Annotated in this window: 15 protein-coding genes and 2 tRNA genes; 6 read left to right on the forward strand and 11 right to left on the reverse strand. The window is 67.2% G+C overall.

All coding sequences use genetic code 11. The features are described 5' to 3' along the window. Positions 1-13 precede the first annotated feature (13 nt). On the forward strand, positions 14-2212 hold the full coding sequence (locus FFS52_RS04570; RefSeq protein ID WP_137808992.1) for an RNA degradosome polyphosphate kinase: 2199 nt from the start codon (positions 14-16) through the stop codon (positions 2210-2212). A gap of 44 nt (positions 2213-2256) precedes the next feature. Then, positions 2257-3189, forward strand: a complete 933-nt coding sequence (locus FFS52_RS04575) for an NUDIX hydrolase (RefSeq protein ID WP_065632716.1) — start codon at positions 2257-2259, stop codon at positions 3187-3189. Between the two features lie 102 nt (positions 3190-3291). On the opposite strand, the gene FFS52_RS04580 is transcribed toward FFS52_RS04575, so the two are convergent. The 3 genes from FFS52_RS04580 to leuC form a co-directional block, all read right to left on the reverse strand. Further along, positions 3292-3915: an HU family DNA-binding protein gene (locus FFS52_RS04580; RefSeq protein WP_137808993.1), complete on the reverse strand. Its 624-nt coding sequence runs from the start codon at positions 3913-3915 to the stop codon at positions 3292-3294. 173 nt (positions 3916-4088) lie between these two features. Further along, complete coding sequence (gene leuD, locus FFS52_RS04585; RefSeq protein ID WP_065632714.1) at positions 4089-4682, reverse strand: 3-isopropylmalate dehydratase small subunit; 594 nt, start codon at positions 4680-4682, stop codon at positions 4089-4091. 51 nt (positions 4683-4733) lie between these two features. Beyond that, positions 4734-6197, reverse strand: coding sequence for a 3-isopropylmalate dehydratase large subunit (gene leuC, locus FFS52_RS04590; RefSeq protein WP_065632713.1), 1464 nt, complete (start codon positions 6195-6197; stop codon positions 4734-4736). A 107-nt stretch (positions 6198-6304) separates the two neighbouring features. On the opposite strand from leuC, the gene FFS52_RS04595 reads away from it, so the two are divergent. After that, on the forward strand, positions 6305-7039 hold the full coding sequence (locus FFS52_RS04595) for an IclR family transcriptional regulator (RefSeq protein WP_058252125.1): 735 nt from the start codon (positions 6305-6307) through the stop codon (positions 7037-7039). A 60-nt stretch (positions 7040-7099) separates the two neighbouring features. Continuing rightward, complete coding sequence (locus tag FFS52_RS04600; RefSeq protein ID WP_058252126.1) at positions 7100-7597, forward strand: PPOX class F420-dependent oxidoreductase; 498 nt, start codon at positions 7100-7102, stop codon at positions 7595-7597. A gap of 130 nt (positions 7598-7727) precedes the next feature. On the opposite strand, the gene FFS52_RS04605 is transcribed toward FFS52_RS04600, so the two are convergent. The 5 genes from FFS52_RS04605 to FFS52_RS04625 form a co-directional block, all read right to left on the reverse strand. Next, positions 7728-7800, reverse strand: a tRNA-Glu gene (locus FFS52_RS04605). Between the two features lie 54 nt (positions 7801-7854). Further along, positions 7855-7926, reverse strand: a tRNA-Gln gene (locus FFS52_RS04610). Positions 7927-8012: 86 nt separating this feature from the next. Then, complete coding sequence (gene gltX / locus FFS52_RS04615) at positions 8013-9491, reverse strand: glutamate--tRNA ligase (RefSeq protein WP_137808994.1); 1479 nt, start codon at positions 9489-9491, stop codon at positions 8013-8015. A gap of 46 nt (positions 9492-9537) precedes the next feature. Beyond that, entirely contained in the window at positions 9538-10362 is an 825-nt protein-coding gene (locus FFS52_RS04620; RefSeq protein ID WP_065632710.1) for an alpha/beta hydrolase, read from the reverse strand. Further along, complete coding sequence (locus FFS52_RS04625; RefSeq protein ID WP_065632709.1) at positions 10359-11129, reverse strand: fumarylacetoacetate hydrolase family protein; 771 nt, start codon at positions 11127-11129, stop codon at positions 10359-10361. Before FFS52_RS04625 ends, FFS52_RS04620 begins: the two co-directional genes overlap by 4 nt. Before the next feature lie 151 nt (positions 11130-11280). Between FFS52_RS04625 and FFS52_RS04630 the strand changes: the two genes are divergently transcribed. After that, entirely contained in the window at positions 11281-12510 is a 1230-nt protein-coding gene (locus FFS52_RS04630; protein WP_137808995.1) for an MFS transporter, read from the forward strand. A gap of 74 nt (positions 12511-12584) precedes the next feature. Here the strand turns inward: FFS52_RS04630 and FFS52_RS04635 are convergent, their stop codons facing one another. Then, positions 12585-13592 carry a 3-isopropylmalate dehydrogenase gene (locus FFS52_RS04635; protein ID WP_065632707.1) on the reverse strand — a complete coding sequence of 336 codons (1008 nt, stop codon included), beginning with the start codon at positions 13590-13592 and terminating at the stop codon, positions 12585-12587. Beyond that, on the reverse strand, positions 13589-15184 hold the full coding sequence (gene serA, locus FFS52_RS04640) for a phosphoglycerate dehydrogenase (protein ID WP_058252194.1): 1596 nt from the start codon (positions 15182-15184) through the stop codon (positions 13589-13591). The genes FFS52_RS04635 and serA overlap by 4 nt, the downstream gene beginning before the upstream one ends. 340 nt (positions 15185-15524) lie before the next feature. On the opposite strand from serA, the gene FFS52_RS04645 reads away from it, so the two are divergent. Then, entirely contained in the window at positions 15525-16190 is a 666-nt protein-coding gene (locus FFS52_RS04645) for a trypsin-like peptidase domain-containing protein (RefSeq protein WP_058252132.1), read from the forward strand. A 137-nt stretch (positions 16191-16327) separates the two neighbouring features. Here FFS52_RS04645 and FFS52_RS04650 read toward each other — a convergent pair whose 3' ends face one another. Further along, positions 16328-17173 carry an alpha/beta hydrolase gene (locus FFS52_RS04650; protein WP_247449677.1) on the reverse strand — a complete coding sequence of 282 codons (846 nt, stop codon included), beginning with the start codon at positions 17171-17173 and terminating at the stop codon, positions 16328-16330. Between the last annotated feature and the right edge of the window lie 15 nt (positions 17174-17188).

Here is a 17188-nt window from a genome sequence, read left to right on the forward strand (position 1 = left end):
TCATCATTGGGGGGTGAGCCCCGCCGACGATGACGTATCGCAGACCGCCACGGTCACCACGACACCGATCCCGCATGCCCCGCCGGCCGCCACCCTGGTGCCCGACGAATCCGCCGACCTGCCCGAGGACCGTTACCTCAACCGGGAATTGAGCTGGCTGGACTTCAACTCCCGGGTGCTCGCACTCGCCGAGGACACCTCCCTGCCGCTCCTCGATCGTGCGAAGTTCCTCGCCATCTTCGCCTCGAACCTCGACGAGTTCTTCATGGTGCGGGTGGCCGGACTCAAGCGGCGCGACGAGACCGGCCTGTCGGTCCGGTCCGCCGACGGCCTGTCGCCGCGAGAACAACTCATGCGCATCGCCGGACGCGCGCAGACCGTCGCCGACCGGCACGCGCGCGTCTTCCTCGATTCGGTCCGACCGGCGTTGGCCGACAACGACATCTACGTGGTGTCCTGGTCGCAGCTCACCGCCGAGCAGCAGGCGCGGATGACCGATTATTTCCAGGACGAGGTATTTCCGGTCCTGACGCCCCTGGCGGTCGACCCCGCTCATCCGTTCCCGTACATCAGCGGGTTGTCGCTGAACCTCGCGGTCACGGTCCGCGACGTCAACGAGAGCGGCGAGCACTTCGCGCGGGTCAAGGTACCGGACAACGTGAACCGCTTCATCCGCGTCGACCGGCTGTCGCCCGCTCGGGCGCCCGACGACGACAAGGCCGCCAGGAGCGCGGTGTTCCTACCGTTGGAGAGTCTGATCGCGGCCAACCTCGGGACGTTGTTCCCGGGTATGGAAATCGTTGAGCACCACGTCTTCCGGATCACCCGCAACGCCGACTTCGAGGTCGAAGAGGACCGCGACGAGGACCTCCTCCAGGCGCTCGAGCGAGAACTCGCGCGCCGTCGGTTCGGCTCGCCGGTGCGGCTCGAGGTCGCCGACGACATGAGCGAGCACATGCTCGAGTTGTTGCTGCGCGAGCTCGAGGTGGACCCCGCCGACGTCATCCAGGTGCCCGGACTCCTCGATCTGTCATCACTTTTCGAGATCTACGCGCTCGACCGCCCGCATCTCAAGGACCGTCCGTTCGTCCCCGCCACCCACCCCGCGTTCGGCGAGCGAGAGACACCCAAGAGCGTGTTCTCTACTCTTCGCGACGGTGACGTACTCGTCCACCATCCGTACGACTCGTTCTCGACGAGCGTGCAGCGGTTCATCGAGCAGGCCGCGGCCGACCCGCAGGTCCTGGCCATCAAGCAGACGCTGTACCGCACCTCCGGCGACTCCCCGATCGTCAACGCGCTCATCGACGCCGCCGAGGCCGGGAAGCAGGTCGTCGCGCTGGTGGAGATCAAGGCCCGCTTCGACGAGCAGGCGAACATCAAGTGGGCCCGCAAACTGGAACAGGCCGGCGTCCACGTCGTCTACGGCCTCGTCGGTTTGAAGACCCACTGCAAGACCTGCCTGGTGGTGCGTCGCGAGGGCTCGACGATCAAGCGGTACTGCCACATCGGGACCGGCAACTACAACCCGAAGACCGCGCGGCTCTACGAGGACGTGGGCCTGCTGACCGCCGCCCCCGACATCGGCGCCGACCTGACCGACCTGTTCAACACCTTGACCGGCTACTCCCGCAAGCAGGAGTACCGCAACATCCTCGTTGCGCCGCACGGCATCCGGGCGGGCATCATCAAACGGATCCATCGCGAGATCGAGCTGTTCCGCGACGGCGACACGCGCGCGAGAATCCAGCTCAAGGCGAATGCACTGGTCGACGAGCAGGTGATCGATGCGCTGTACCGGGCCTCGCAGAGCGGGGTACCCGTCGACGTCGTCGTCCGTGGCATCAGCGCGCTGCGGCCCGGGGTCGAGGGTTACAGCGACAACATCCACGTGCGGTCGATCCTGGGGCAGTTCCTCGAGCACTCCCGAATCCTGTATTTCGGTGCGCAGAACGAGTACTGGTTCGGCAGCGCGGACATGATGCACCGCAATCTCGATCGGCGCGTGGAGGTCATGGTGAACGTCCGTGACGAGCGTCTGGCCGGTGAACTCGGTGACATCTTCGCCTCCGCCCTCGATCCGCGGACCCGCTGCTGGGTCCTGCAGTCCGACGGGAGCTGGGTGGCCTCACCCGCCGAGGGCGAAGAGGTGCGCGACCATCAGCGACAGATGATGCGGCGCAATCGTCGTCGGCCGGAGACCAGTTCGTGACCGGCACCGACGCGTAACCTTCGACCTCTACGATCACCATCGACATGGCGAAGAAGACGAATGAGGTATGGGCCGCCGGCGGTGTGGTCTGGCGACCGGTTGTCCCCGGTCCGACCGGGAACGATGCCGCCGAGATCGACGATGTCGAGATCGCGGTCGTCCACCGCCCCAAGTACGACGACTGGACGCTGCCCAAGGGAAAGGCCGAGCCGGGCGAGACTCTCATCGACACGGCGGTGCGCGAGATCGCCGAGGAGACGGGCCAACACGTCGTCCTCGGCCGGCACCTGGACGACGTCCACTACGACCTCGGCAGTACCCGCAAGCATGTGCGCTACTGGTCGGCGCGAGCGTCCGACGGAGAGTTCGTCGCCGGGCACGAGGTCGACGAGCTGCGGTGGCTCTCCGTCGACGAGGCCCGGGAGATGTTGAGCTATCCGCTCGATCGCACGATCCTCGAGGAGTTCGTGCGGCTACCCGCGGACCTGCACACGTTCCTGTTGGTACGGCACGCCAAGGCCGGTCGGCGCTCGACCTACAAGGGCGACGACCGGTTGCGGCCCCTCGACAAACTCGGCCGGGCGCAAGCCGCCGCCCTCGCCCCATTGCTGATCGCGTTCGGGGCGAGCCGGGTGCACTCGGCCGATCGCGTCCGCTGTGAGCAGACCCTGGAACCGCTACGCGACCGGCTGGGGGTCGAGTTGCACAGCGAGCCGGATCTGTCGGAGGAGACGTATCGGACCAATCCGGCAGCGGCGCAACGCCGGATCCTCGAACTCGCCGCCGACACGACGTCGACCCTGGCGGTCTGCAGTCAGGGCAAGGTGATCCCGCCCCTCATGGACTGGTGGTCCGAGCGCGACTCGATCCCGCTTCCCAAGGCCTCCAACCGCAAGGGCAGTGTGTGGGTTCTGTCCCTGTTCGACGGCCGGCTGGTGGCGGCCGATCACATCGCCGGGCCGCTCCCGACAGCCTGAGTCCCGCGCCCCCTCAGGTTGACCCCGAACACGATTCAGCCCCCGGCGGGGGAAGTACGCCGGGGGCTGAATTGTGGTCGTCGACCGCGGTTGTCCCGCAGGTCAGCGACGGGTGGTCTTCTTCGCCGCGGTCTTCTTCGCGGCAGCCTTCTTGGCCGGAGCCTTCTTCGCCGCGGTGGCCTTCTTGGCCGGCGCCGCCTTCTTGGCCGGAGCCTTCTTCGCCGCGGTGGTCTTCTTGGCCGCCGTGGTCTTCGCCGGAGCCTTCTTCGCCGCGGTGGTCTTCTTGGCCGCCGTGGTCTTCGCCGGAGCCTTCTTGGCCGCCGTGGTCTTCTTGGCGGCGGCGGTCGTCTTCTTGGCGGCGGTCTTCTTCGCCGGCGCAGCCTTCTTGGCTGCCGTGGTGGTGGCTCCGCTTCCGCGCTTCACAGCCGGACCGGTCGCGGACAGCTTCTGCTTGCCCGCCACAACGGCTTTGAACTGAGCGCCCGGACGGAACGCCGGCACCGAGGTCGCGCGGACCTTGACGGTCTCGCCGGTGCGCGGGTTACGGGCGACGCGCGGTGCGCGCTTCCGCTTCTCGAATACGCCGAAGCCGGTGATCGTCACGCTCTCGCCCTTGTTGACCGCGCGCACGATCGTGTCGACGACGAGCTCGACGGCTTCAGTCGCAGTCTTGCGATCCGCGTCGAGCTTCTTGGTCAGCTCATCAATGAGCTCCGCCTTGTTCATGAGTACCTCCGCAAGCTGATCTGACCGAGTTTCGGCCAGCTACCAACACACGGTAAACGTCGGATGTGAAAACGTCCATCTTCCACGCCAATTAGGACGCCGTGTTGCGAAATGGCATGGCAGCTCACGATGGTGCCGCCGCGGCGAGATGACCCCGCCGCGGCGGTGCGAAATCAGTCCGCGAGGGTGCGCGGCTTGAATGCCGGACGCGCCGACTCGTACTCGGAAATCGCCTCTACCTGGCGCAACGTGAGTCCGATGTCATCGAGACCCTCCATCAGGCGCCACCGCGTGTAGTCATCAATTGCCAACGGCACCACGAGGTCTCCGGCGGTGACCGTCTTATCGACAAGACTCACCGTCACTTCGAGGCCCGGAGTCTCCTCGAGGCGCTTCCACAGCAGTTCGACGTCGGACTGCTCGACCTGCGCGGCCACCAGACCCGCCTTGCCCGAGTTGCCGCGGAAGATGTCGGCGAAACGCGACGAGATCACCACGCGGAAGCCGAAATCGGACAGCGCCCAGACCGCGTGCTCACGCGACGACCCGGTGCCGAAGTCGGGACCGGCAACCAGGACCGACCCGCGGCTCCAGGGCTCGTTGTTGAGGATGAAATCGGGATCGGTCCGCCAACCGGCGAACAGACCGTCCTCAAAGCCGGTGCGCGTCACCCGCTTCAGATAGACGGCCGGGATGATCTGGTCGGTGTCGACGTTGCTGCGACGCAGCGGGACACCGATTCCGGTGTGTTCGGTGAACGGTTCCATGAGAAAGCCCCTGTTCGAATGATGTGGCAGGAATGTGGGTCGGACCGTGACTCAACCGAGATCGGCGGGCGCCGGCTGCGAGTCCAGATCGGCGGGCGCGGACAAGGTGCCGCGCAGCGCGGTGGCCGCTGCCACTCCCGGAGACACGAGGTGCGTTCGGCCACCCTTGCCCTGGCGCCCTTCGAAATTGCGGTTGGAGGTCGACGCACACCGCTCCCCCGGGGCGAGCTGGTCCGGGTTCATGCCCAGGCACATCGAGCACCCGGCCTGCCGCCACTCGGCGCCGGCCGCGAGGAAGATCTCTCCGAGTCCCTCGTCCTCGGCCTGTGCACGCACCCGCATCGAACCGGGCACGATGAGCATCCGCATCCCGTCCGCGACCTTGCGCCCCTTGAGGATGCCGGCGACCTCGCGCAGGTCCTCGATCCGGCCGTTCGTGCAGGAGCCGACGAAGACCGTGTCGACCTTGATGTCGCGCAGCGGCGTTCCGGGCTCGAGGCCCATGTACTCGAGCGCCTTGGCCGCGGCACTCGCCTTGACCTCGTCGCCGTACTCCGCCGGGTCGGGTACCGCCGCGCCGAGCGGGGCACCCTGTCCCGGATTGGTCCCCCACGTGACGAACGGGGTCAGCGAGGCGGCGTCGATGTGCACCTCGGCGTCGAAGGTGGCGCCGGGATCGGTGCGCAGACTGTCCCAATAGTCAACGGCAGCATCCCAATCGGCACCCGAGGGGGCATGCGGGCGGCCCTTGAGGAACTCGTAGGTGACCTCGTCGGGTGCGATCATCCCCGCCCGGGCGCCTGCCTCGATCGACATGTTGCACACCGTCATCCGCGCTTCCATGGAGAGCTTGCGGATCGCCTCCCCGCGGTACTCCAGCACGTAACCCTGCCCGCCGCCGGTGCCGATCTTCGCGATGATCGCGAGGATCAGGTCCTTGCTCGTCACGCCGGGCGGGAGCTCGCCGTCGACGTTGATCGCCATCGTCTTGAACGGGCGCAGCGAGAGGGTCTGCGTCGCCAGGACGTGCTCGACCTCACTGGTACCGATACCCATCGCGATCGCTCCGAAGGCACCGTGTGTGGAGGTGTGGCTGTCACCGCACACGACGGTCATGCCGGGTTGGGTCAGGCCCAGCTGCGGCCCGACCACGTGGACGATGCCCTGCTCGGCGTCACCCATGGGGTGAAGGCGGACGCCGAATTCCTCGCAGTTGCTGCGCAGCGTGTCGACCTGGGTCCGCGACACGGGATCGGCGATGGGCTTGTCGATGTCCACCGTCGGGACGTTGTGGTCCTCGGTCGCGATGGTCAGATCCGGTCGGCGGACCGGACGACCGGCGAGGCGCAGGCCCTCGAAGGCCTGGGGACTGGTGACCTCGTGGACGAGGTGGAGGTCGATGTAGATCAAGTCGGGATTGGTGTTGCCGGACGCATCGACGTCACCGGGGACGACGACATGGTCGCGCCACACCTTCTCGGCGAGAGTCAGCGGCTGGGCTGGGCTGTTGCTCATGGCTTCACTCGTTATCTGCTCGGGTTCTTCGGACTCTGCACGCGGTGTTGACGTTCTGGCTGTGTTTCGAACGTGCATCTCACTATTTGGACAGCTAGTATCGTCCTATGGGAAAGGATACCGCATCCGCGGTCAGCAGCGGAATCGGAGTGCTCGACAAGTCCGTGGCGGTGCTGCACGCGATCGCCGAGGCGCCGTGCAATCTCTCCGAGCTCTGCGAGCGCACCGGTCTGCCCCGGGCGACGGCACATCGACTCGCCGTCGGACTCGAGACGCACCGCTTTCTGACCAGGGATGTCACCGGCCGCTGGCAGCCCGGCCCCGTCCTCGGCGAACTCGCCTCCTCGGCACACGATCCCGTCACCGAGTCCGCTCTCATGGTCCTCCCCCGGCTCCGCGACATCACCGGCGAATCGGTTCAGGTCTATCGCCGCGAAGGGGCCGAACGCGTCTGCGTCGCCGCGATGGAACCACCGACCGGCCTGCGTGACACCGTGCCGGTGGGCACCCGGTTCCCCATGAGCGCAGGGTCCGCGGCGAAGGTCCTCCTCGCCTGGGCCGACCCCGCCACCCAGCGCGCGCTCGTGCCGGACAGCGTCTTCAGCGAGCGCGCACTGCACGAGATCCGCCGGCGCGGGTGGGCCCAGAGCGCCGGTGAACGCGCCGCCGGAGTCGCGAGCGTGTCGGCTCCCGTGCGCGACGGCAACGGTGACGTGGTCGCCGCGATCTCGGTGTCCGGGCCGATCGACCGAATGGGCCGGCGACCCGGTGCACGCTGGGCCGCCGATCTGCTCGCCGCCGCCGACGCCATCCACAAACGCCTCCAGGCCGCACGTCCCTGACCCAGAGCCGTTGCACCCGGAGCGGTTCCGATGAACCCGCCGGTGGGCTAGCGTCGGGGAATGGGAGTCAACCAACGCAATCAGATCGTCATGTCCGAGGCCGAGATCGCGGAGTTCGTGGCGCGCAGTCGGACCGCGACCCTCGCCACCACCGGAGCGGACGGGAGCATCCACCTCGTGGCGATGTGGTACGGGATCATCGACGGCGAGATCTGGTTCGAGACCAAATCCAAGTCGCAGAAGGCGGTCAACATCCGTCGCAACAACCGGTGCTCGGTGATGATCGAGGACGGTGACACCTACGACACACTGCGCGGCGTCACCTTCGAGGGCACTGCCGAGATCCTCGACGACCCGGACTCGTGCCTGAAGGTCGGCATCAGCGTCTGGGAACGCTACACAGCGCCCTACACCGAAGAATCGCGACCATTCGTCGAGCAGATGATGAACAAGCGCGTCGCCGTCCGGATCCGTCCGTCCCGCACCCGTTCCTGGGACCACCGCAAGCTCGGCATCCCCGAGATGCCGGCCTCGGGCACCACCGCCGAATTCCTCTGACCGCAGTCCCGGCGCGACACCTTCTGACCCTCGTCCGTGTTTCGGTGTGATCATCGCAACACGGACGAGATGGTCTGTCGCGCAATGAAAAACACCCTCCCCCTGCATCGCAGAGGAAGGGTGTTTCTCGTAGCCCCGACGGGATTCGAACCCGCGCTACCGCCTTGAGAGGGCGGCGTCCTAGGCCGCTAGACGACGGGGCCATGGGAACTTCCGGCGATCAAGACCTTAGCACGGTCTCGATCTCTTTCTGTCCGCTGGGGTACCAGGACTCGAACCTAGAATGGCGGTACCAGAAACCGCTGTGTTGCCAATTACACCATACCCCATTGGCTTGATTCTCCTTGCGGAAAACTGCCGAGAAAGAGAGTATCAAAGGGTCACCGTAAGTCCACAAACGTGCAGCTCAGCGGCACTATTCGGCTGCGATCTCCCGTGCCGAGGCCAGCCGCGCGAGCGTCTTGTCGCGACCCAGGATCTCCATCGATTCGAAGAGCGGCGGACTGACCTGGGAGCCGGTCACCGCCACGCGTACCGGACCGAACGCCTTGCGCGGTTTGAGCCCCAGATCGTCCACCAGCGCAGCATTCAGTGCGTCCTGCAGTGCGGCGGTGGTGAAGGAGTCCAGCGACTCGACCGCGGCGATGGTGGCGTCCAGGACCGGCACCGCGTCGGCGCCCAGGTTCTTGCTCGCCGCCTTCTCGTCGATCGTGAACTCGTCGTCGGAGACGTAGGCGAAGGAGATGAGGTCCCACGCGTCGCCGAGGACCTGGATACGCGTCTGCACCAATTCGGCCAGAGCCGCGAAGGTCTCGTCGTCGGCGCTCTCGGGGAGCTTGCCCTGCGCGACGAGATACGAGCGCAGCCGCGCCGTGAAGTCGGCGACCTCGAGCATCCGGATGTGCTCGGCGTTGATGGCGTCGGCCTTCTTCTGATCGAACCGTGCGGGGTTCGAGTTGACCTGTCGCACATCGAAAGCCGCGATCATCTCGGCCAGGCTGAAGACGTCGACATCGCTCTTGTAACCCCAGCCGAGCAGCGCGAGGTAGTTGAGCAGACCCTCGGGGATGAAACCGCGGTCGCGATGGTGGAAGAGGTTCGACTGGGGGTCGCGCTTGGAGAGCTTCTTGTTGCCCTCACCCATCACGAAGGGCAGGTGCCCGAAGGCCGGCACGGCGTCGGCGACGCCGATACGGATCAGCGCGTCGTACAGCGCGAGCTGCCGCGGAGTCGACGACAGGAGATCCTCGCCGCGCAGCACATGGGTGATCTTCATCATCGCGTCGTCGACCGGGTTGACCAGCGTGTAGAGCGGATCGCCGGTCGCACGGGTCAGCGCGAAGTCGGGAACGGTACCCGCCTTGATCGTCGTCGTGCCGCGCACGAGATCGTCCCAGGTGAGGTCGGTGTCCGGCATCCGCAGGCGGACAACGGGTTTACGTCCTTCGGCGAGGTAGTCCGCACGTTGCTCGGGCGTCAGGTCACGATCGAAGTTGTCGTACCCGAGCTTGGGGTCGCGTCCGGCGGCGCGGTGCCGGGCCTCCACCTCTTCCGGGGTCGAGAACGCCTCGTAGGCCTCGCCGGCCTCGAGAAGGCGGGCGACGACGTCGGCATGGAGTTCCCGCCGCTCGGACTGCCGGTAGGGACCGTAGGGTCCGCCCACCTCCGGCCCCTCGTCCCAGTCGAGACCGAGCCAGCGCAAGGCGTCTAGGATGGCCTCGTAGGATTCTTCGCTGTCTCGCGACGAGTCGGTGTCCTCGATGCGGAAGACGAAGGTGCCACCGTCGTGCCGGGCCTGCGCGAAATTGAAGAGCGCGGTCCGCACGAGTCCCACGTGGGGAGTGCCGGTCGGGGATGGACAGAATCGGACGCGAACGGCCTCACTACTGGTCATGAGGCTCAGCGTATCGAAGCCGACCGCCGCCCCCGCACGCCCGCCGTCAGGCCCGGTGGCGCTCGCAGAACTCCACCAGGACCCGGTTCACCTCGGCCGGCTGTTCGAGATAACCGAAATGACCGGCCCGCTCGATCTCGACGTACTCCGCGCCTGGAATGGCCTCGGCGACTTCGCGCGCCAGCTTCGCCGGCAGGGTCCGGTCGTCGGCGAATCCGACGACCAGCGCGGGCCGGGTGATGCCGCGGTACGCCGCGAGACGGTTGGACTCCTTGTTGTGGAGTTCGAGCTGTGCGCGGACGCCCGGGGTGATCGTCTGCGGGGAGAACCCGATGATGTCGAGCCAGTCTCGCGCGGTGCGGTCGTCGTCGAGCGTGTGCGGCGACAGGTTGAGATGCGCGGTGATGGCGGCCTCGTACTCCGGTGGCAGCTTGATCTTGTTGTCGTAGAGGGCCCGCTCACCGGCCGAGATCGCTTCCTGCAGTGGGGTGTTGCGGCCGTACGTCGCAACCATCACCGCCGCCTTGACCACGTCGGGGCGGGCCAGCGCCAGCTCCTGGGTGATCCGGGCACCCAACGAGGTGCCGATCACGATCGCCGGACCGCGGCCGAGGTGTTCGATCAGAGCCGCGGTGTCGGCGACCATGTCGTCGAGCGTGAAACCCTCGGCGCACTCCGACGACGGTGCGACACCGCGGTTGTCGAACGTCACGACGGTGAAGCCGGCTTTCACCAGCGCGGGTTCCTGATGCGCCTTCCAGACGCGGCCGGGACTTCCGGTTCCCATGACCATGACCACGAGCGGGCCCGACCCGGCGAGGCTGTAGGAGATGTCGATCCCGTTGACACGGGCCGTGCTGGGAGCTGTCACTTGTCCACCACCGGGTTGGAGAGCGTACCGATACCGTCGACGGTCACCGAGATACGTTGACCGGCGACCATGGGCCCGACCCCTTCCGGGGTGCCCGTGAGGATCACGTCGCCGGGCAGCAGGGTCATCACGCGCGAGATCCACTCGACGATCTCACCGACGTCGTGGAGCATCAGCGATGTCCGGGTCCGCTGCTTGACCTCGCCGTCGAGTTCCGTCACGAGTTCGACGTCCGACGGATCGAGCGAGGTGTCGATCCACGGGCCGAGCGGACAGAAGGTGTCGTACCCCTTGCCGCGGGTCCACTGACCGTCGGCCTGCTGGTGGTCGCGGGCGGTTACGTCGTTGGCGACCGTGTATCCGAGGATCACGCCCTTGGCCTGCGCGGCCTTCACGTCCTTGCACGGGCGTCCGATGACGGCCGCGAGCTCCCCCTCGTAATCGACCCGTTGCGACGACGGCGGACGCACGATGGGCACCTCGGGGCCGATGATCGAAGTGTTGGGCTTGAGGAAGATCACCGGGTCGGCGGGCGCCTCGCCGCCCATCTCCGCCGCGTGTGCGGCGTAGTTCTTGCCGATGCAGATCACCTTGCTGGCGAGGATCGGCGCCAACACCCGGACATCCGCCAGCTTCCACGACCGGCCAGTGAACGTCGGCGTACCGAAGGGATGTTCGGCGATCTCCTTGACGACGGCGTCGTCTCCGTCGCCCTCGACGGACACGAAGGCCACGCCGTCAGGACTCGCAATTCGACCTAAGCGCATGTCCAGACCCTATCGCACCGCCGATCCCACACGTTGGGAGACGAGTTGGCGGACGTCGGTGCCGGTTTTACAATGTGGTCACACTGTTTCATATATTGAGATATCCAACCCCGGTTCACCGGGTCCGGACAGGCAGCGAGGTGAGTAGACCATGGCCGATGTCGACGACATCACCACTGCCCGAAGGTGGATCATCCTCGGGTGCTCGCTGCTCGCCGCGCTCACCACGACTTGTGTGGTCAGCGGTGTCGCCTACCTGATCCCCACGCTGCACACCGACGCCGGACTCACCCTCACCCAGGCCTCGGCGCTTGCCGCGATCCCGACGGTCGGACTGATGGCGGCGACGATCCCGTGGGGAATCCTGTTGGACCGCTACGGCGAACGACGGATCCTCCTGCTGTCGCTGTCGATCTCGCTCGCCGGCGCGACCGGGGCGACCGTCGCCGCGTCAGCCGATGCGTCCTATGCCGTCGTGGGTGCCGCGCTCTTCGTGGGCGGTCTCGGCTCGGGGGCGGCGAACGGGGCCAGCGGTCGCATCGTCGTCGGCTGGTTTCCCGCACACCAGCGTGGGACTGCGATGGGCATCCGGCAGATGGCACAACCGCTGGGGATCGGCGTCTGCGCTCTCACCATGCCGGTTGTCGCAGCGAGTTCGGGACCCGCTGCGGCACTGGCGATCCCAGCCGTGGTGACTGCTGCAGGACTCGTCGCGGTGGTCGTCGGCATCACCGATCCGCCGCGTCGGCCGGCTCCCGCGTCGACGGTCGGCAACCCTCCCCCGCGCACGAATCCCTACCGCGACAACTCTTTCCTCGCACGCATCCACATCGCCAGCATGCTGCTGGTCATCCCCCAGTCCATGCTGTGGACCTTCGTACCGACCTGGCTGATCGTCGCGCACGGGTGGTCACCGGCCGGCGCCGGAACCCTGATCACCGTGACCCAGATCATCGGTGCACTGGGCCGGATCGTCGCCGGACGGTGGTCGGACGCCTGGATGTCGCGGATGCGACCGGTCCGCGTGATCGCGGTGGCCGGTGTCGCCGCCATGTCCGCGCTCGCGATCGCCGACTGGTTCGACAGCCCACTCGCGCCCGCGCTCATGGCGGTGGCGAGCGTCATCTCGGTGGCCGACAACGGCTTGGCGTTCACCGCCATCGCCGAGTACGTCGGACCGGAATGGAGCGGCCGCGGACTCGCCGTACAGAACACCGGACAGTATCTGGTGACCGCGGCGACCACACCGCTTCTCGGAGCACTCATCGCGACCGTCGGTTTCCCGATCGCCTTTGCCGCGACCGCCCTGGCACCGCTTGTCGCGACGCCCCTGGTCCCGCGCGACCGGATGCGAGAACCCGATGAGCTGGTCGACGCCTGAACCCACCACCAACGGACGAACCCGCCACCGAATTGGTGGCGGGTTCGTCCCTTGCTGGTGAATATGCCTGCGAACTACAGCCGTTCGCGGATACGCGCACCGATCTCGGAGGTGCTGAACGTACCGCTGCGCTCGGCGAGGTCGTCGGCGACGGCCTTCTCGATCCGGGCGGCGGCGTCGTCGTCGCCGAGATGCTGGAGCAGGAGCGCGACCGACAGGATCGCGGCCGTCGGATCGGCCTTGCCCTGCCCGGCGATGTCGGGTGCCGAGCCGTGCACCGGCTCGAACATCGACGGGTTGGCGCCGGTGGCGTCGATGTTGCCCGACGCGGCCAGCCCGATACCACCGCTCACCGCGGCGGCGATGTCGGTGATGATGTCGCCGAACAGGTTGTCGGTGACGATCACGTCGAAGCGGCCGGGGTCGGTGACCAGGTAGATGGTCGCCGCGTCCACGTGGCAGTAGTCGGTGGTGACGTCGGGGAACTCGGCACCCACCTCCTCGACCGCGCGACTCCACATCGACCCGGCGAAGGTCAACACGTTGGTCTTGTGGACCAGCGTCAGCTTCTTGCGACGCTGCTGGGCACGCTGAAATGCGTTGCGCACGACGCGTTCCACACCGAACCGGGTGTTGACGCTGACCTCGGTGGCGACCTCGTTCGGGGTTCCGACACGAATCGCGCCACCGTTGCCGGTGTAGGGCCCCTCGGTCCCCTCCCGAACGACCACGAAGTCGATGTCGGGGTCGCCCGCGAGGGGCGAGGAGACACCGGGGAAGCGGCGCGACGGCCGCAGGTTGACGTGGTGGTCGAGTGCGAATCGCATCGTCAGGAGCAGACCGCGCTCCAGCACGCCCGACGGTACGGACGGATCGCCGATGGCGCCCAACAGGATCGCGTCGTGACGACGAAGCGACTCGAGGTCGTCCTCGGTGAGCAGCTCGCCGTTGCGGTGGTAGCGGCGCGCGCCGAGGTCGAACTCGGTAGTGCTCACCGACGGTACGACCGAGTCGAGGACGCCCAGCGCCTCGCCGATGACCTCGGGACCGATGCCGTCGCCGGCGATGACTGCGAGTTTCATGCGAGGTCGACCTGTTCGATGAGGGTTGCGCTGACCGCGTCACCGATCGCGGCGACGACCTCGTCGTCGAGGACGCTGCTCACGCGCAGCATCATGGTCGCGCCGCCGCCCTCGGCGTCCTGCGACAAACCGGCCGCCAGGATGTCGATGCCGGCGTTCCCGAGCAGCGTTCCGATCTTGCCGAGGGAACCCGGCTGGTCGGCGTAGCTGACGATGAGGTTGTGCCCTTCGGCACGCAGGTCGAAGTTGCGGCCGTTGATGTTGACGATCTTCTCCACCAGGCGCGGACCCGACAGGGTGCCCGAGACATTGTGGGTCGAGCCGTCGGCGAACACGGCCTTCACGTCGACCACGCTGCGGTGGTTGGGACTCTCCGGCGCGGTGGTGACCTCGCTGGTCACGCCGCGTCCCTCGGCGACCGCGGGGGCGTTGACGAAGGTGACCGGCTCGTCGAGCACTGCGGAGAACAGGCCGCGCAGCGCGGACAGGCCGAGCACGTCGACGTTGTTCGCGGCGAGTTCACCCCGTACGTCGACGACGATGGAGGTCGGCGGCTCCTTGCTGATGGCGCCGACGAGCACGCCCGCCTTGCGAGCGACCTCGAGCCACGGTGCGACCTCTTCGTCGACGGCGCCCCCGGTGATGTTGACGGCGTCGGGGACGAAGTGACCGGCCAGCGCCAGCCGGACGCTCTTGGCGACGTCGGTGCCCGCGCGATCCTGCGCCTCGCTGGTCGATGCGCCGAGGTGGGGCGTCACGACGACCTGCGGCAGCTCGAAGAGCGGCGAGTCGGTGCAGGGCTCGGTGGCGAAGACGTCCAGGCCGGCCGCGCGGACCTGACCGGAGTTGATCGCGTCGGCCAGTGCCTGCTCGTCGATGAGACCACCGCGGGCGGCGTTGACGATGACGACGCCCTTCTTGGTCCGGGCGAGCTGCTCGGCGCCGATGAGGCCCAGGGTCTCCGGGGTCTTCGGCAGGTGGACGGTGATGAAGTCGGCGCGCTCGAGGAGTTCGTCGAGGCTGACGAGCTCGATCCCGAGCTGGGCCGCACGAGCCGGCGACACGTAGGGGTCGTAGGCGATGATGTGGGTTTCGAAAGCGGCCAGCCGCGCGGCCACCAGCTGGCCGATGCGGCCGAGTCCGACGACACCGACCGTCTTGTCGAAGATCTCGACGCCGTTGAACGACGAACGCTTCCAGGTCTTCTCGCGCAAGGTGGCGTCCGCGGCCGGGATCTGGCGCGACGCGGCCATCAGCAGCGCGACGGCGTGTTCGGCCGCGGTGTGGATGTTCGAGGTCGGGGCGTTGACGACCATGACGCCGCGCTCGGTCGCGGCAGGCACGTCGACGTTGTCCAGACCGACACCCGCCCGGGCGATGATCTTCAGCTTCTTGCCCGCGTCGAGGACCTCGGCGTCCACGGTCGTCGCGGAGCGGACCAGAATGGCGTCGGCGTCGACGACCGCCTCGAGCAGCTTGGGACGATCCGGGCCGTCGACCCATCGCACCTCGACACCGTCACCGAGTGCTTCCACGGTGGACGGCGCCAGCTTGTCGGCGATGAGTACAACCGGGCGGCCAGCAGAGCTCACAGTCATTTCTCCAGGTTCGGGGAGTGCGGTTTCACGAACGTCGGTATGGAGTGTCGGTGACGACTCCGTACGACAGCTTAAAGGTGTGGTAGGTGCCGTCGAGCATGCGGTCTACCCCGGAACGAGAGCCCTGTCCCCCGGCACGAGTAGAGTGTGACGCGCATTACGGCAAACTCGCGCGGCGCATCACAGAAGTGTTGCAAACCGACCGCGGCTCGATCCCACGCCGCCGTGCGCGCGTGGGGTGCCCGGTACGGTGTGCTTGCCGCCCATCGCGAAGTTCCCGACGGGCGGCGATGCCCGTGATCGAGAACTGGTTGACCCGAGAAGTGGAGTGCGGATGACGAAGAAGCTGACAGTACTGTTGGCGGTTTTGGCTGCGACGGTGCTGGCCGGCTGGGGAGGGGGCGTCGCGGTCGCCGCACCGGCGAAGATCTTCATGGGAGGCGGGTCCGGAATCCTGGTGCTCAAGGGCGGCAACTCCGCCGCGGCCTGCACCCTGACCACCATCGGCCGCTCGAAGACCAACAAGCTCATCGGCGTCACCGCGGGACACTGCGGCACTCCCGGCCAGAAGGTCTACTCCGAGACGTTCCAGGACCGCGGCCAGGCAGGCACCATCACCTACACCGCGCCGGATCTCGACATGGCGATCATCGAACTCGACGCCTCGCGAGTCGTGCCGCTGCGCACGGTCCGCGGCGTGACGATCCGCTCGGTCGACCAGGCGCCGCTCGCCTTCCCGACCATCGCCTGCAAAGAAGGCCGGACCACCGGCAACACCTGCGGCATCGCCTGGTTCTCCGACGGCGACGTGCACGTCAGCCAGATGTGCGTCATCGAAGGTGACTCCGGTAGCCCCGTGGTCGTCGGCGACCGGCTGGTGGGCATGGTGAACGCCTACTACTTCCTCGGTTGCCTCGGCCCCGAGACCGGCACCAACATCCAGCCGATCCTGAAGCGGATCGCTTCGCTCGACGCTTACAAGGGATTCCGGGTCGCCTGACGACTCTGGGTCCCACCCCCACCGACGCCCCGGATGGTTTCCCTCCGGGGCGTCGTCGTGTGCGGGGTGACGTGCGCAGTGAGGCGCCGGGACGACTGCTCGGGCCGAGCACGACCCGGGTGGTCAGCCGGCTTCGGTCACCGGGTGACCCCGAGCCAGTCCTCGATCTCCCGGGTGACCGCTGCCGTCGCCTCCAGGGGTGCGAGATGTCCGACACCGTCGAGGATCACGGGGTCGCGGCGGTCGGGCAGGAGGTCTCGTAGCTGCGTGGCCTGCTCGACGGGAATCCACGGATCGTCGGCGCCCCAGCCGATCCGCGTCGGGCATCGAACCTGAGACAGGCGTTCCGCGACGGGTCTGGTATGCTCCGGCCGCAATGCCGCGATCTGACGATAGAACCCGGCCTTGCCGTCCCCGCCGAGCCACGGACGAGTCAGCTCGTCGAGGTCATTGTCCGTCAGCCGGTGCCGCGCGGCACCGGCGATGTACTCGCGCACCAACGCCGCGTGCAAGGGGTCGGGAAGTTGCTCGAAGACCTCGGTGTTGTCGGCGACCAGTCGGAAGAAGGGCGACCCCCACGGATCGAGAGTCACGATGTCCCAGAGGAACAACGACGCGTACTCGCGACCGTGGAGCAGATGCGCGCCCAGTGCCACCGCGCCCCCGATGTCGTGTGCGATCACGTGCGGCCGCGTCAGACCCCACTGAGACTGCAGCACAGCGAATCTCGACATCTGGGTCGCCAGATCCACCGGTGCGTCCGTGACCATCGACTGCCCGTATCCAGGCATGTCCCACAGGAAGACTCGGCGACCGAGGCCGATCTGTTGCGCCACGCCGGCCCACACGTACGCCGACCACGGAGTCCCGTGGCACATCACCACATCGATGTCGGTGTGCCCCGCCGGCTCGAGAACATATGTCGCAACACGCTCCACGTCGACATAGACCGGCGGTGGCAGAACGATCCCTTGGCTGTCCACGAGTCAGACATTAAA

Source organism: Gordonia sp. ALPHA1B1 (genome assembly GCF_005502615.1).
Taxonomy (GTDB): Bacteria; Actinomycetota; Actinomycetes; order Mycobacteriales; family Mycobacteriaceae; genus Gordonia; species Gordonia hongkongensis.

Excerpts from the sequence above, each read along its gene's own strand:
- FFS52_RS04575 (WP_065632716.1), top strand. The coding sequence starts at position 2,257 with ATGGCGAAGAAGACGAATGAGGTATGGGCCGCCGGCGGTGTGGTCTGG.
- FFS52_RS04580 (WP_137808993.1), bottom strand. The coding sequence starts at position 3,915 with ATGAACAAGGCGGAGCTCATTGATGAGCTGACCAAGAAGCTCGACGCG.
- leuD (WP_065632714.1), bottom strand. The coding sequence starts at position 4,682 with ATGGAACCGTTCACCGAACACACCGGAATCGGTGTCCCGCTGCGTCGC.
- leuC (WP_065632713.1), bottom strand. The coding sequence starts at position 6,197 with ATGAGCAACAGCCCAGCCCAGCCGCTGACTCTCGCCGAGAAGGTGTGG.
- FFS52_RS04595 (WP_058252125.1), top strand. The coding sequence starts at position 6,305 with ATGGGAAAGGATACCGCATCCGCGGTCAGCAGCGGAATCGGAGTGCTC.
- FFS52_RS04600 (WP_058252126.1), top strand. The coding sequence starts at position 7,100 with ATGGGAGTCAACCAACGCAATCAGATCGTCATGTCCGAGGCCGAGATC.
- gltX (WP_137808994.1), bottom strand. The coding sequence starts at position 9,491 with ATGACCAGTAGTGAGGCCGTTCGCGTCCGATTCTGTCCATCCCCGACC.
- FFS52_RS04625 (WP_065632709.1), bottom strand. The coding sequence starts at position 11,129 with ATGCGCTTAGGTCGAATTGCGAGTCCTGACGGCGTGGCCTTCGTGTCC.
- FFS52_RS04630 (WP_137808995.1), top strand. The coding sequence starts at position 11,281 with ATGGCCGATGTCGACGACATCACCACTGCCCGAAGGTGGATCATCCTC.
- FFS52_RS04635 (WP_065632707.1), bottom strand. The coding sequence starts at position 13,592 with ATGAAACTCGCAGTCATCGCCGGCGACGGCATCGGTCCCGAGGTCATC.
- FFS52_RS04645 (WP_058252132.1), top strand. The coding sequence starts at position 15,525 with ATGACGAAGAAGCTGACAGTACTGTTGGCGGTTTTGGCTGCGACGGTG.